At 58.0% G+C, this 15,299-nt stretch carries 12 protein-coding genes; 5 read left to right on the forward strand and 7 right to left on the reverse strand.

Translation table 11 applies throughout. The features are described from left to right. The first annotated feature begins 265 nt into the window (after window positions 1-265). Complete coding sequence (locus tag EV688_RS11600; RefSeq protein ID WP_117318613.1) at window positions 266-1,498, forward strand: ISL3 family transposase; 1,233 nt, start codon at window positions 266-268, stop codon at window positions 1,496-1,498. Here EV688_RS11600 and EV688_RS11605 read toward each other — a convergent pair whose 3' ends face one another. The 3 genes from EV688_RS11605 to EV688_RS11615 all read right to left on the reverse strand — a co-directional run bounded on the left by EV688_RS11605 (window position 1,499) and on the right by EV688_RS11615 (window position 4,322). Continuing rightward, window positions 1,499-1,759 (reverse strand): hypothetical protein, encoded by a 261-nt coding sequence (locus tag EV688_RS11605; RefSeq protein ID WP_117318611.1) that lies wholly within the window; start codon window positions 1,757-1,759, stop codon window positions 1,499-1,501. An 861-nt stretch (window positions 1,760-2,620) separates the two neighbouring features. After that, a complete protein-coding gene (locus EV688_RS11610) occupies window positions 2,621-3,022 on the reverse strand; it encodes a GFA family protein (protein WP_117318608.1) in 402 nt (133 codons plus the stop codon). Window positions 3,023-3,209: 187 nt separating this feature from the next. Next, entirely contained in the window at window positions 3,210-4,322 is a 1,113-nt protein-coding gene (locus EV688_RS11615) for an alpha/beta hydrolase family protein (RefSeq protein ID WP_117318606.1), read from the reverse strand. A gap of 741 nt (window positions 4,323-5,063) precedes the next feature. Between EV688_RS11615 and EV688_RS11620 the strand changes: the two genes are divergently transcribed. Continuing rightward, on the forward strand, window positions 5,064-6,050 hold the full coding sequence (locus EV688_RS11620; RefSeq protein ID WP_117318604.1) for an integron integrase: 987 nt from the start codon (window positions 5,064-5,066) through the stop codon (window positions 6,048-6,050). 3 nt (window positions 6,051-6,053) lie between these two features. Continuing rightward, a complete protein-coding gene (locus EV688_RS11625) occupies window positions 6,054-9,155 on the forward strand; it encodes an error-prone DNA polymerase (RefSeq protein ID WP_117318602.1) in 3,102 nt (1,033 codons plus the stop codon). 47 nt (window positions 9,156-9,202) lie between these two features. Here EV688_RS11625 and EV688_RS11630 read toward each other — a convergent pair whose 3' ends face one another. The 3 genes from EV688_RS11630 to EV688_RS11640 form a co-directional block, all read right to left on the reverse strand. Continuing rightward, a complete protein-coding gene (locus EV688_RS11630) occupies window positions 9,203-9,937 on the reverse strand; it encodes an esterase/lipase family protein (protein WP_240624385.1) in 735 nt (244 codons plus the stop codon). A gap of 113 nt (window positions 9,938-10,050) precedes the next feature. Then, on the reverse strand, window positions 10,051-10,623 hold the full coding sequence (locus EV688_RS11635; RefSeq protein WP_117318600.1) for a peroxiredoxin: 573 nt from the start codon (window positions 10,621-10,623) through the stop codon (window positions 10,051-10,053). A gap of 221 nt (window positions 10,624-10,844) precedes the next feature. Continuing rightward, window positions 10,845-11,024, reverse strand: a complete 180-nt coding sequence (locus tag EV688_RS11640) for a zinc ribbon domain-containing protein (RefSeq protein ID WP_240624388.1) — start codon at window positions 11,022-11,024, stop codon at window positions 10,845-10,847. A gap of 102 nt (window positions 11,025-11,126) precedes the next feature. On the opposite strand from EV688_RS11640, the gene EV688_RS11645 reads away from it, so the two are divergent. Both EV688_RS11645 and EV688_RS11650 read left to right on the forward strand, forming a co-directional pair. Next, window positions 11,127-11,948, forward strand: a complete 822-nt coding sequence (locus EV688_RS11645) for a DUF6502 family protein (protein WP_240624387.1) — start codon at window positions 11,127-11,129, stop codon at window positions 11,946-11,948. Then, complete coding sequence (locus EV688_RS11650) at window positions 11,945-13,690, forward strand: DUF5666 domain-containing protein (RefSeq protein WP_117318594.1); 1,746 nt, start codon at window positions 11,945-11,947, stop codon at window positions 13,688-13,690. The genes EV688_RS11645 and EV688_RS11650 overlap by 4 nt, the downstream gene beginning before the upstream one ends. Window positions 13,691-13,767: 77 nt before the next feature. On the opposite strand, the gene EV688_RS11655 is transcribed toward EV688_RS11650, so the two are convergent. Further along, entirely contained in the window at window positions 13,768-15,297 is a 1,530-nt protein-coding gene (locus EV688_RS11655; protein ID WP_117318591.1) for a flavin-containing monooxygenase, read from the reverse strand. Window positions 15,298-15,299: the final 2 nt, after the last annotated feature.

The raw sequence follows: 15,299 nt of genomic DNA on the forward strand, positions 1-15,299 counted from the left end.
CGCACTCAGAACCACCAGAAGCAAAACTAACAGCTTTGAACCGTTACCACGACTTTAAACCGTGTCTGTCGGACGTGAGTCCGACAGACTGCTAGGCGCTAACGCCGCTAACACGCGCAGCTTTGTAACGCAGGCGAAGCCGTAACGAAAAAGCTGTCGCTGTGATTCCATAAGTGCGCAAGCCGGATTTCTCTTTGCTGACGATGGTGTTGGTCTCTTTATTTGGGCCTTCACCAAATCGAGTGGGTAGATTAGCCTTGTGTGCATGAAAGATACACAGCTCTATAGCCAGATACTCGGTATCCAGAAGCCCTGGAAGGTGTCCTCCGTCAATGTCTCGCTCGCAGACGATGAAGTTGAGGTTGAGGTGAACTATGCCGGGGATAAACTCAGTTGCCCCAGGTGCGGAACCGCATGCCCGAGGTACGACAAGCGGCGGCGACGCTGGCGACACCTGGACACCTGTCAGTTGAAAACGCTGCTGGTGGCAGACGTGCCGCGAGTGGAATGCCAAGAACATGGCGTTGTGACGGTCGATGTGCCCTGGGCGGAACCGGGAAGCGGGTTCACAGCCCTGTTCGAGGCATTAGTGATCGATTGGCTGAAGACGGCAGCGGTCAGTGCGGTAGCCGAGCGACTGCGTCTGAGCTGGAACGCTGTCGATGGAATTATGCAGCGCGCTGTCCGGCGCGGCTTGTCGCGTCGGGAGGCCATGGCACCGAAGCGATTGAGCGTAGACGAGACCTCCTACCGCAAGGGCCACGATTACATCACGGTGGTGACGGATCAGGCGTCCGGCACTGTTCTTCACGTCGCCGACGATCGCGTAACAGCGAGCCTGGGTAGCTTCTACGAGCAACTGGATGAGGAGCAGCGCAACGGAATCGAGGCGGTCTGCATGGACATGTGGCCGGCCTACATCAAGGCAACGCGAGCGGCGATTCCTGATGCCGACCAGAAGATTGCGTTTGATCGCTTTCACGTCGCGCAGTACCTGGGCAAAGGCGTCGATCAGGTCCGCCGTGATGAGCATCGTCAGCTGGTCAAGGGCGGCGACCAGCAGCTGAAGGGTACCAAATACCAGTGGCTGCGAAACCGCGGCAACATGAGCTGGCATCAGCGGCGAGCGTTCACCACGCTGCGCCAGTCCAGCCTGAAAACTGCCCGCGCCTGGGCCATGAAAGAGTTCGCGGCGCAGTTATGGCATTACCAGCACCGCACCTGGGCGCTAAAGGGCTGGAAGCGGCTGATCAACTGGATGGTTCGTAGCCGCCTTGCACCCATGAAGAAAGTGGCGGGCACGCTGAAGAAGTCCCTGTGGGGCATTATCAACGCGGTGATACTGAAAGCCGACAACAGCTTTGCGGAGAGCATCAACAGTCGCATCAAGACGGTGAAGGTACGTGCCCGCGGATTCCGGAACAAGCAACGATTCCGCAACGCCATTTACTTCCACCTGGGTGGGCTTGAGCTTTATCCTGCCGGAACGGCGCGATGATTACCCACCATGACTGGGGAAGACCCCTTTATTTATGCTCACCAATTGGATTGTGTGGCGGCCCAGAGGAATGACTTTAAGAAAGTACAGCTTCAGCGAATACGGAATCCCGACTTGCCAGTCACCGGAAAGAGCACCTTGCTGCAAAGGCTCAAAGCTCACGAGCGGTGACGCGACGAACTGTAATGACTTTGGCTCGATGATCTTCCGCCAAAGATCTCGTTCCGAGCACGCCAGTCGAATAGAAATGCGGGCAATCATGGTTTTTCTTCTCTTCGTGCGGCTAACGCCCGCAACAGCGGTGCTGCGTTAGCAGCGCCCGTTGACTGAAAGGAGCAGACTGCTTGCACTGGTTAACTACCTGCAGGCCTATACAGTTCAAGAGCATTCTTCTCCAAGACGGCTGTTACTAAATCTGCTTCGATACTGTCTACTAATAGCAGCAAATCTTCATCTGTGTATAGTTTAGGCACCCTAGTCGATGGCTGGTCTGTTCCAAACATTAATGACTGTGGGTTTGCAGTGCAAATATCTCTTAGGGCCTGATGCACATCGAAATCAACCCGACCAAAGCCTGTTGCTTTTACTCTGACGCCTTTTTCCACGAATTTGAGAAGATTAGGTAGCAGGCAGAGCCCCGCAAAGATCATTGAACTCTTCGTAAGTCATCTCGGAGCGTGCAAGACTCATAACGCTGCAGGCAGCGGCGGCTAAGCCGCCCGCTGCCGTGCCTGGTTATTGAAGCTCAGAGAAAGGCAATCCGATTGCCACGTTGCCGGAGCGTAGGCGGAGGCCTCAACCCGACAGAAGCAGCGTGAACGAAACTGCTCGCCCCCCGTGAACGACTGACTTTGCAGGCGGCATCGTTGAAGACGAAGTAACGTCTCCGCGGAGACGTTTTTCCGTTATAAATGGCACCAGGAACAGACTCGCCGAGATATAAGCCAAACCAAGGTTTTGAGGCCGGGTTCCCTAATCGAAGTACCTGACTTGCCGTGACCTGCATTTCGCGATTCCTTGCGGGGATCGCTCAATAACGCCCGCATAAACGGTACCCGACTAGGGCGTCCGTTGGAGGCCCATCGGGCCGGAACGAATTTAATGCACTGGTTATGTGGTGATTCACGTTGGCAGGCCCTCGAACTTCGGTACCTCCGCCAACCGCTCATCCCAAACGGCTTTGCTGGATGAGAATATATGCGCCGTTGGCAACATCGTTAATTGAGAATCCAAACACCCTGCAGGAACAACGACTAAATTCGTGACTGGCGAATTCGGCAATGCTGAACCACACAACTTACAAAAGCTCCGGCTATGATCCGTATCTGGAAGCGTAAAGGAAGCCACGACATCTGCACCCGATTGCCAGATCAATTTAGCAGAATGCGAGAATAAATTTGCCGCATGGGCCGAACCCGTATCTTTTTGGCAATGCCTACAATGGCACAAGTAGAAGCTATCGAATTCACCTTTGACCCAAAAGCTCACCGTGCCGCACAGACAAGAACCGAAATGATCAGTCATCAGAACCTCTTCCGTGGCCTAGAGGTGAAATGCGCATAACGCCCGCCATAAACGGCGCGAGCTTGCGAGCGTCCGGCGACGGAAGGGAGCGAATTTAATGGCTTGGTTATGCGCCAGCTTCTGACACTCCGTTTGAGTGATATCAGCATCTCACCCGATCACCTACACCTGAAACACCCTAACGACATCAATTGGATGAACCGCTTTCTAAAACGGTTTCTAAAAGCCATTTTAGTTGCACATCGTAATATCCGTCACTCTTTATAGGGCTTTTCATATTCTGCATCTCGCGGATGCTTCCAGTCTCAGAAACATGAAGGTTATGATCAGCATCTTCAAATGATGCGACTACCAGCGAAGCTTTCGGGTTCTGACCGATGGTGGCTTGGTACATTTTGGAGGTCTTGTGCCAATCAACATTCAAATCCCGCTCACCGAATATCGCTAACGTGTCGACTTCCAGAGAAGATAGCATGGCTTCAAAATTCTCAATAAAGACATAGGAGCACATATCGTCGTCGATATTCGCGCAGGTGCCGGCATTGCAGGCTAGTTGTTGCGCTTCATACTGTGCGCGGCTTTGCCATTCGCCGCGCATTTGCTTGATGTATTCATTCGCGCGTAGTTGTTGAGTGGCGCTCTGATAAAGATCAAAGCTCCCTCCGGAGCGAAAGATATTACATCCAGCGCGCCATTCTTCCGCTAACTTTTCAGCTTGCTCAACAGTGCCACCTTCATGAGGTAAATTTGACAACAGTAAATAAGAAAAATTGTCTTCTGCGGTCGTACCGCTAACCGATATCCAAAAATTGATATTTGAGTCTGTTGATAACGCAATTGGCGCGATCCAGCCGGCACGGCTAATACCCCAAATACCGATTCGATCGGATCCAGGAGCGTTGACCTGCCGAAGATAGCTCACCGCGTCCAGTACTTCCTCAGCACTGCTAAACACGGATTGGTTAATATCGAACGCGCCTTCGCTTTGCCCTTGACCGGGTTTATCCCAGACTGCTGTGGCAATGCCGATCTCATTAAATCGCTGACGCAGGTCAGCATAAGAGTTCCGTCCACGGATATCTGACCCACCGTAGCCATGTACGAATATGATTAACGCCTCGCTCACGTTTTTGGCGGGAGTGTCGAAGATACCGGATAAAGTTAGACCGTTCGAGTCAAATGTGAAATCTACGGTAGTACCTGGTATAAAACGGACTTCTGGTGTTGTCTTCTTTTGTTCTTGCTCAGTGGTACAGGAACTAAGGACAACTACAATAACGGCAATAATCAAGTTTCTCACAACTTTTCTCCTCGCGTATCAATCAACTCGATCCAAAATCCATCCTGATGCGATTATGATTTCGCCGCAATTTACGAGGCTGCTCCTGCCTTTCGGCATAACGCTGCAGGCAGTGGCGGCGACGCCGTCCGCTGCCCTGCCTGGTTATTGCAGCGCCTATAAAGGCATTCCGGAGCGTAGGCGGAGGCCCCAGCTTAACAGAAGCACCGTGAACGAAACTGTTCAACCCCCGTGAACGGCTGACTTTGCAAGCGGCATCGTTGAAGACGAAGTAACGTCTCCGCGGAGACGTTTTTCCATTATAAATGGCACCAGGAACAGACTCGCTGAGATATAAGCCAAACCAAGGTTTTGAGGCCGGGTTCCCTAATCGAAGCACCGGACTTGCCGTGAACTGCATTTCTCGATTCCTTGCGGCGAGCGCTCAATAACAGCTAAGTATACGAACCCAACCGTATAACACGCTTCCGATTAACACCATCGTCATCTCTATTTTCAGTCGGCAATCAAACATGAAATCAACGTCCTACACATAGCCGATATTAATTTCACAAGATAACCGGAACAGTCCCGTTGAACCGTTTCATCATATAAAACCATCACGGTTTTCCCATTCCAATGAAATATCAATCTGTTGCTGAACCTACCTCAATAAATCTCACACCCTCCCGCTGAAAACCGGCTTGAAAATCCGGGAACATATTATACTGTATATACGTACAGTATAAGTGGTACTCTGCCATGGACGACATTCGGCCAAGCATACCCCGGGAACCGGTACGCCTTCTGGATCAGGTGCGCCGGCATATGCGTGATGCAGGCTACGCCTGGAAAACGGAAAAGACCTACATCCACTGGATGCGGCGCTTCATTCTGTTCCACGGAAAGCAGCACCCATCTCGCATGTCGTCAGAGCATATCAACGGCTTTCTGAGCAGCCTGGCGAATGAACGCAACTGCTCTCCAGCCACGCAGCGGGTTGCGCTGAATTCACTGATCTATTTGTTCACAAAATTCCTGGGCGCCAATCTTGACCAGTTGTATTTCAACAGAGCATCGCCGAAGCGTCACCTGCCCACCGTACTCACACATACTGAGGTGATGCATATTCTTGAGCACACCGCGGCCAATCATCGGCTCATGCTCGAGTTACTGTACGGCACTGGCTTACGCCAGAACGAAATGCTGAGCCTGCGCATCAAGGACCTGGACTTCGAGCTGTCAACCATCACCGTGCGTTCTGGTAAAGGCGACAAGGATCGCGTCACGCTGTTACCTGAAAAGCTCAAGCCCTACCTGCAGGAACAGATCAGAAAAGCAGAAAAACAGCATAGACGCGATCTGGAAGATGGGTTTGGCGAGGTCTACCTTCCCTACGCACTCGCAAGAAAATACCCCAATGCTGCAAAGGAAACGGCCTGGCAATTCCTCTTTCCTTCCTCATCCATAGGGCCGGACCCGCGAACGGGTGTATTGCGCCGTCACCATCTGCACGAGTCATCTCTGCGGAAAGCCCTGACCAACGCGCGCAGGGCGTCTGGTATCTGCAAGCCGGTCAAGTGCCACACGTTCCGCCACAGCTTTGCGACGCGGCTTCTGCAGCAGGGATACGATCTGCGAACCATTCAGAAGCTGCTTGGGCACAGCGACGTAAGAACCACTGAGATATACACCCATGTGCTCGGGCGCGGCGCCATGGGCGTCCGCAGCCCGCTCGACATCCCCTGACCCATGCCCTACACCGAACTCCACTGCCTCACCTGCTACAGCTTCCTGCGCGGCGCTTCCCACCCGCACGAACTGGTCGAGCGCGCCGCGCACCTGGGTTATGCGGGCCTGGCCATCACCGACGAGTGCTCCCTGGCCGGAGTGGTGAAGGCGCATGTCGCCGCGAAAGAGGTGGGTCTAAAGCTCATCATCGGCAGCGAACTGAACCTGGTGGAAGGCGTCAGACTGGTGGCGCTAGTCCCTTCCCGGGCCGCCTATGGGGAGCTTTCCGGACTGATCAGCATGGCCCGGCGGCGCAGCCCCAAGGGCAGCTATCGGGTGACGCTGCGCGATATCATTTTTCATCTCAAGCGCTGCCTGCTGATCTGGCTGCCGGAGGACAGCAGCGACGAGACCCGCGCCTACGGCCTGCAGCTGCGTCGCCTGTGCAAAGGTCGCGTGTGGCTAGGAGTGCACTACCTGCTGGGCAACGGCGAGGTGGAGCGCTACCTGGCCCTGCAGCGACTGGGACAGGAACTGCAAGTGCCACTGGTGGCCTGTGGCGATGTACAGATGCACCGCGCCTCGCGCAAGGCCCTGCACGATGTCATGACGGCGCTGCGCTATAACACCTCGGTGGATCAGCTCGGCATGCGTCGCCTGCCCAATGCACAGCAGCACCTGCGCACGCTGGCGCACCTGCAGCGCCTGTACCCGGTGGAACTGATGCAGGAGTCGGCGAACATTGCCGCACGTTGCGATTTCAGCCTGGACGAACTGCGCTATGAGTATCCGGAAGAAGTCGTGCCGGAAGGCCATACCGCCGCCAGCTATCTGCGCGAACAGGTAACAGCGGGCATGCAGCGACGCTGGCCGCAGGGCGTGCCCGACGCCATCGGCGAGCGGATCGAGACGGAGCTGTCGCTGATACACGAGCTCAACTACGAGTACTACTTTCTCACGGTGTACGACATCGTGCGCTTTGCCCGGGAGCGGGACATCCTCTGCCAGGGCCGCGGCTCGGCGGCCAACTCGGTGGTGTGCTACTGCCTGTTCATTACCGAGGTCTCTCCCGAGCAGGTGTCTCTGCTGTTCGAGCGCTTCATTTCCCGGGAGCGGGACGAGCCCCCGGATATCGATGTGGATTTCGAGCACGAGCGACGCGAGGAGGTCATCCAGTATATCTATGATAAGTACGGTCGCCGGCGCGCCGCACTGGCCGCCACAGTCATTACCTACCGCGCCCGTAGTGCGGTGCGCGATGTCGGCAAGGTGCTGGGGCTGGATCCGATCTTCGTCGAGGACCTCGCCAAGTCGATGGCCTGGTGGGACAAGACCCGCGACCTGGAGAAGCGCTTTGCCGAACAGGGCGTAGCCTCCCACAGCCAGATGGCGGAGCTGTTCTACGCCCTGGTGCAGGAACTGCTCGGCTTCCCCCGCCACCTGTCGCAGCACGTGGGCGGCTTCGTGATCTCCCGCGGACCGCTGTCAGCCATGGTGCCGGTAGAGAATGCCAGCATGCCGGAGCGCACCGTCATCCAGTGGGACAAGACCGACATCGAGTCGCTTGGACTGCTCAAGGTGGATGTGCTCGCCCTGGGCATGCTCTCGGCCATCCGCAAGACGCTGCAGCTGGTACACCGTTACCAGCCGACCCTGCGCGCTATCGGCGATGTGCCGAAGGAGGACGCCGCCACCTACCGCATGCTGCAGCAAGCGGATTCCATGGGCGTATTCCAGATCGAGTCCCGCGCGCAGATGACCATGCTGCCGCGGCTGAAGCCGCAATGCTTCTATGACCTGGTGATCGAGATCGCCATCGTGCGCCCCGGGCCGATTCAGGGCGACATGGTGCATCCCTACCTGCGGCGCAAGCAGGGGCTGGAGCAGGTCACCTATCCGGACGATAAAATCCGCGCCGTGCTCGACCGAACCCTTGGCGTACCCATCTTCCAGGAGCAGGTCATCCGCCTGGCGATGGTGGCGGCGGGCTTTACCGGTGGCGAAGCCGATTCACTGCGCCGCGCCATCACCAACTGGGGCCGTGACAGCAAGCTTCTCACCTTCGAGAAAAAGCTTACCGAAGGGATGATCGAGCGTGGCTACGATGAAGACTTCGCGCACCGCCTGTTCGAGCAGATCAAGGGCTTTGGCGGCTATGGCTTTCCCGAGTCGCACTCCGCCAGCTTCGCCCTGCTCGCCTATGTTTCAGCCTGGCTCAAGTGCCACCACCCGGCGGCGTTCTACACCGGGCTGCTGAACAGCCAGCCGATGGGCTTCTATTCACCCTCGCAGTTGCTGCAGGACGCGGCCCGACATGGCGTTTGCACCTTACCCATCGATATCAACGCCAGTGACTGGGACCACACGCTGCCGCAGGATGAACACAACCTGCACCCGGCACAGGGGCCGATCCGTCTGGGCCTGCGGCTGGTCCGCGGCCTGTCCCGCGACGGCGCCCGTCGCCTGCTCCAGGCACGTCGCCAGCAGGCGTTCACCCAGGTCAGGGACCTGCGCGAACGCGCCGGCCTGCATCGAGACGACATGCAGGCACTGGCGGCGGCAGATGCCCTGGCCAGCATCAGCGGCCATCGGCACCAGTCCCAGTGGCAGGTGCTGGCCATGGAGTCGCGCAAGCCACTACTGCAGTACGAGAGCAGCGAACCGGTTCGCGCCCTGGATGACGGCGTCATCCTTGAGGCCCCAAGCGTCGCGGAGGACGTGCTCGCCGACTACAGCGCCATCGGGCTGACTCTGCGTAGCCATCCCATGCTGCTGCTGCGTGATCGTCCGCCCTTTGACCGCTGCAAGCGCCAGTCTGATCTCGTCGACGTACCCCATCGGGGCTTTGTGCGTATCGCCGGCCTGGTCACCTGCCGACAGCGGCCGGGAACGGCCTCGGGCGTGCTGTTTCTGACACTGGAGGATGAAACAGGTAACAGCAACATCGTGGTCTGGCCGCGGGTTCAGGAAAACTTTCGCCAGGCTCTGATGACGGGGAGGCTATTGCTCATCAAAGGCACGCTGGAAACCCGGGAAAACGTCACCCATGTTATCGCCGGGGCATTGTATGACTACACGGCAGAACTGGCAGGGCTGGGCGTGAAGTCGCGGAACTTCCACTGACAGACGGGCGACGACCGGAGGTCAACGCCACGGTTCACACCGACGTGTCAGTCAGCGGCATGCCGCCCCAGCGTGTCCAGCACCACCTGCCAGACAGACGGATCAATACCCATGGAGAGGTGCGTCGACGTCACCTCATAGTGCACAACCCTTGTGCTGAAGCGATCTATACAGGCAGGCCAGGACACAATCGTATCGCCACGGCTGAAAATCACCGACATCGGGACGCCGATTGGCTGATCTTTTGCCCGCTGATGGGAGACGCCAGCAATACGTTCGCATTCATCGCGACCGTAAGAGGACGCGGCCACCGAATAGGTGGGCCCGCCTACCACCGGGCTGCCGTAAGTGATCACACAGCTCACCGCGCCGGGAACGACACGCGCGATTTCGCGTGCAATCACACCACCCAGGCTCCAGCCCACGAGCGCGACACGACCGCTGCGCTCCTGCGCCAGCGCTTCGACTTGCGGCACCAGCACCTCGAGGTAGCGCTCAACCTGGCCCCTGTTCACGCCCAGGCCCCAGTGCCTCGCATCGTAGCCCTTGCGCAACAGCAGGCGCCGCAGCGGCGCCATGCTTGCCTCGGGCGCCTGCCAGCCGGGTACCAGCAGCACGGTTTCGCCATGCCCTCTACCCGCCCTGAACAGCCTGCGCGCGGAAAACGCCAGCCGCAGCGCTTCGCGGCCGATACGCCACTCACCGCGCAGATCCGGAAAGCGCACCGGCTTCGGTGGCGGCGCCTCCGGTGGGGACTCATGTACGATGGCGTCAAGTGGCATCGCGCGACTCACGGCGCCTTGGCGTCAGGCCCGGGCACCGGACCTGACGCCAAGGCACAAGGCAAAAAAAAGGCGAGCCACCTGGCTCGCCTTTTCCAGAGCAGCGGTCACCTTCAGCCAACGAAGGATTTACGCGGCTCGGAAACACCCGCAGGCTCCTGACCTTTCAGGTAGGCCAGCATGGTGTCCGCATCCGACACTTCGAAGGGGTCTGTCGGGCAGTTGTCACCAAAGTCCGGCTCGACAAACATCTTTTCGATCACGCCATCGTTGACCAGCATGCTGTAACGCCATGAACGCATGCCAAAGCCCAGATTGGATTTATCGACCAGCATGCCCATCTTGCGGGTGAACTCGCCGTTACCGTCGGGCAGCAGGAAAATGTTCTTGTTGCCCTGCTCCTTGCCCCACTTGAACATGACAAAAGCATCGTTCACCGACACACAGATAATCTCATCGACGCCCTGTGCCTTGAACTCCTCGTACAGTTCATCGTAACGAGGCAGGTGATTCGATGAACAGGTGGGCGTGAAGGCGCCGGGCAAGGAGAAGACAACAACCTTCTTGCCACCAAAAATGTCTGCAGTGGTCTGATCCTTCCAGTCATAGGGGTTGTCACCGCCAATAGACTCGTCTCTGACGCGGGTCTTGAAAACAACGTGGGGGACTCGGGTTACTGCGCTCATGAAAACCTCCTTGCTTGTGGCATGGGAAAAAGCCCGGCACGCGCACACGCTTCGGAACGCACAATCCAGGCCTTCATTAACTACTCGATAATATTACGTGATCGCCAGCAATCGATAAAACTCTTTTTCTAGATGGCGCTCATTTATAAATTCGATCAACCAGCGCCACTCTCGTCAACGCCCACGTGATGCTGCATTCAGGCTCCTGGCAGGCTGACGTGTTACTCGTCCTCCCGCATCACCGCGAGATCAACCATGCCCTCACCCGCATCCTGCGGCAGCAACACCATGGGTTGACAACACACCTGGCAATCCTCGACATAACTCACGCCGATATTCTCGGGATCGACAAGTGCGGACTGCGATTCGCCGCAGTACGGGCAACTGATCACCTGCTCCATCACTTCCACGGCTGACCTCCACCACTGCGACTCACTTCACACCTCCATGACTCACGCCGGAATATCATTGACTGGAGAGGCGAATGGGATTATTTTCCCATGATGCCAGAGACCATACAAACAGCGTTACGCTCGGCCACCCTGCGCCTTTTACGACCCCTCGTTCGCGTCCTGCTGCACCATGGTATGGCGTACGGCACATTCGCAGAACTGGCTCGCAAGGCCTATGTCGAGGAAGGTTTCATCCACATTGGCAAAAGCGGTCGCCGTGCAAGCATTTCCAGCGTGTCGGCGCTCACCGGCCTGACGCGTAAGGAAGCCAAGCGCCTTATCGAGCTCGACATTCACAGCGGACATGATAGCGACCAACGCTACAACCGCGCAATTCGCGTTGTCAGTGGCTGGCTGGCTGACCCACGCTTCCACGACGCCAGCGGGCAGCCAAGATCGCTGCCGATGGAGGGCGAAAACAGCTTCTCCACCCTGACCAAGGACTACAGCGGGGATATCCCCCCAGCGGCGATGCTCGGCGTGCTTGAAGCGAGTCACACCGTGAGCCGAACTGCCGACTGTGTCCGTCTCCTGGAGCGGGCGTACATGCCTTCTCACACGCCGGTGGAACGCATTCACATCCTTGGACGTGACCCGGGAGAGCTGATCGGCACCATTTCGCATAATCTCGCCGCTGAGAAGCCAGCGCGCGTTTTCCAGCGCAAAGTCTCAAATCCCGCCGTTCGCGAAGACGCACTGGAAGCCTTTCGCGAGATGGCAAACCGCAAGTCGCAGGAACTGCTTGAGGATTACCATCGCTGGCTATCGGCGCACGAGGTAGACGCCGATGATCCGAAAGCCGGTAAACCGCATTATGTCGCCGTGGGCATTTATTACTTTGACGACACGTTGAACAAGGATACTCCGTCATGAACCTGTCCCGCCTTGGAATCCTCGTAATCGCATCGGCATTCGCTATCGTCAGTGCCTGCGGCGGCGGTGGTGGCGGCCTCGCCGTGTTATCGCCATCGCTACCCATCGGCGGAGGCAGCAGCGGCGGTATTGGTGGATCGGGGTTCACCACCAGCGGCACCATTGACGGCACCGGCAGCATCTTTGTCAACGGCGTGCGCTTTGATGTCAGCGGGGCCGACATCCGCATTGATGGCGAGAGCGCCCGAGAGGAGGACCTGGGGCCCGGTATGGTGGTGACCGTGCGCGGCTCGCTCGATGACGATGATCCGGGCAGGGGCATCGCCGAGGAGGTGGACTACGAACGCGAGCTCGTCGGGCCGATAGACAGTATTGAACTCAGCAGCGATGGCAACAGCATGCGCCTGCGCATTCTCAATCGCAGCGTCATCGCCGAGCGCGTGAACACGGTTTTCAGCGGCCTTCGCTTCAGCACGATCGCCCTTGACCAGGTTGTCGAAGTCTCGGGCTTCGTTGACGCACAGAACCGTATCCGCGCCACGCGTATCGCCCTGAACCCCGATTTCGTGGCCGGTCAGAGTGAAATCAAGCTGCAGGGTACGGTTGCCCAGCTCGAGGGCACCGAGTTTCAAGCCGGCGATCGCATTGTGCGGGCCGGCAACGCCACCCTGGTGAACCTGCCGGGGGGCACACTGGCGAATGGCCAGCAGGTGGAGGTGACCGGAACGCTTACTGGCAATATCATTACCGCCAGCCAGATAACGCTGGTCGGGAGTCTCACGGACAACCTGCAAAACGGCGACCAGTTGCGCATTCAGGGCACCATCACCGACTTTGCGAGTCGCAGCAACTTCCGTGTCCGGGATATTCCCGTCAGCGCGGCGAGCGCCGACCTGCAGCTGGCTGGCGACGGTCTCCGAGCGGGTCTTATCGTGGAAATCGAAGGACCCTGGAACGGCTCTGTACTGGACGCCACGTCAGTCAAGACACGTCGCGGACGCATCCGGGCCGAGGCGCGTCTCAGCGGCATCGATGCGGAGGCACGTACCCTGACGCTGCAATTCGCGACCGGCAGCATAACGCTGACATCAGATGACCGTACCCTGTTCACGGACGACGATGAGGATTTCCTGTCCTTCGGCGCTATTCGTACCGGCGCCTTCATCTCGGCAGAGGCTGTCCTCAATGGCAATACCATGCTGGCCACCCGCGTGCGGCGCGAGGATGACGACGATGATGAGATCCTCCAGGGGCCCGTCGAGCGATTCGTCAGCGGCGTCAGCGTCACCATTCTGGGTGTGACCTTCGACACTACCGGCGCTGACTTCGAGACTATTGACGATGAGGATGTCGGCTCAGACGTTTTCTACGCCAGCATCAGCATCGGGGATCTGGTTCGCGTGGAAGATGAGGCACCTGCCAACGGCATCGCTGATGAGGTGACCTTCGAATCGGCGCTCAATCTCGACGGCGATATCGAGTTTCCGGAGGATGATTCCGACGACGATTCACAGGACGTCGAAGGCGATCCCGGCGAAGAGGACGATGAGGCCGAATCCCCGGAGGCTGACGACGACCCCGATGTGAATGACGATGATGACGAAGCCGAATCCCCGGAGGCTGACGACGACCTCGATCCCACTGACGATGCTGAGTCACCCGGGGACGACAATGACGACAATGACGACAATGACGACGATGACGATGACGATGACGATGACGATGTAACCGTCGACGAATAAACGATAGTAGCCTCAGGAACTACCGGAACTGCCCGCTAGCCGCGGTCTGCCATGATTGCCTGCGACGGGGAACCGCGTCAGGCAACGACCTGCGTGTTGCGCACACGACCACTGTCCTGCGTCTCTTCAGACAAGGAGGTTGGCGCCGGGGCGAAATAAAGCGATCCGTCATCAATGGGTGACTTGAGAAACAGCTCGCGGTCGCGCCGGTAATCCTGCGGGTTGACCCAGGGCGCACGATCCCCCTGTCGCGGGAATCGGTGCATGACACGACGCATATAGCCGGCAGAAAAATCATCGATCCAGTCGCGGTCCGGCATCGACTGGAGCTCCTCGGGCACACGCGGCACCGCCACATCGACGCCGTCATCACGCATATGATTCAACAGACGACAGAACCACTCCGCCGTCAGGTCTGCACGCAGTGTCCATGACGCGTTGATATAGCCAAAGACCGATACCAGGTTGGGCAGATCACTGCACATAATCCCCTTGTAGGTCCAGGTGTTCGCGAAATCCACCGCCTTTCCGTCCACGCTGAATGCGGCATCACCCATGATGACCAGCTCCAGGCCTGTCGCCGAAACAATCGTATCCGCCTCCAGCGTTTCTCCCGACGCCAGCTCAATGCCGGACTCGGTGAGGCGGGAGATGTGATCGGTGACCACGCGGGCGCGACCTCCCCGCAAGGCATCAAACAGATCATCGTCCGGCACCAGACACAGGCGCTGGTCCCAGGGGTTGTAACTTGGCGTGAAGTGACGATCCACATCCACCGTGTCACCCACCTTCTTGCGCACCTCACCAATAAGGTAGTTCTTCAGTTGCTCGGGGGACTTGCGGGAGCGCCGATACAGCCACTGCTGCATGGTGGTGTTTTTCCAGCGAGTGGCCGCATACGCCCAGCTTTCCGGCAACAGTCGGCGAAGCATGTTGGCCACCCGGTCCCGCGCGGGTCTTGTGATCACATAGGTCGGCGAGCGCTGCAGCATGGTCACTTCCGCCGCGGTTTTCGCCAGCTCCGGCACCAGCGTCATTGCCGTGGCACCCGAACCGATCACCACAATTCGCTTGCCGTGGGCGTCGAAGGCTTCGGGCCAGAACTGCGGATGAATGAAGTCACCGCGAAAGGTCTCGCGACCCGGAAATTCCGGCTGGTGGCCCTGACGATAGCTGTAATAGCCGGCGCACATCAGCAGGAAACGCGAGCGCAGCGTGATTGTGACGTCATTGGCCACATCTTGCACGGTGAGCGTCCAGCAGGCGGTCTCGCTGCACCAGTCGGCAGCCTTCAGCCAGTGCCCGTAGCGGATCAGTGACTCAATGCCGTGGTCCTGCGCCGTGCGCCGGATGTAGTTGAGAATGGACGGGCCATCAGCAATGGCCTTGGCCTCCCGCCAGGGCCTGAAATTGTAGCCCAGCGTATGCATATCGCTGTCTGAGCGGATGCCCGGGTAACGAAACAGATCCCAGGTTCCCCCCATGGCTTCGCGACCTTCCAGAATCAGTACGCTGCGATCGGGGCAGTGCTCTTTCAGATGGCAGGCGGAACCGACCCCGGAAAGGCCCGCCCCGACAATAATGATGTCGGCGTCCAGAGCATTCATCG

Origin of the sequence: Chromatocurvus halotolerans (assembly GCF_004340525.1) — a bacterium.
Taxonomy (GTDB): Bacteria; Pseudomonadota; Gammaproteobacteria; order Pseudomonadales; family Halieaceae; genus Chromatocurvus; species Chromatocurvus halotolerans.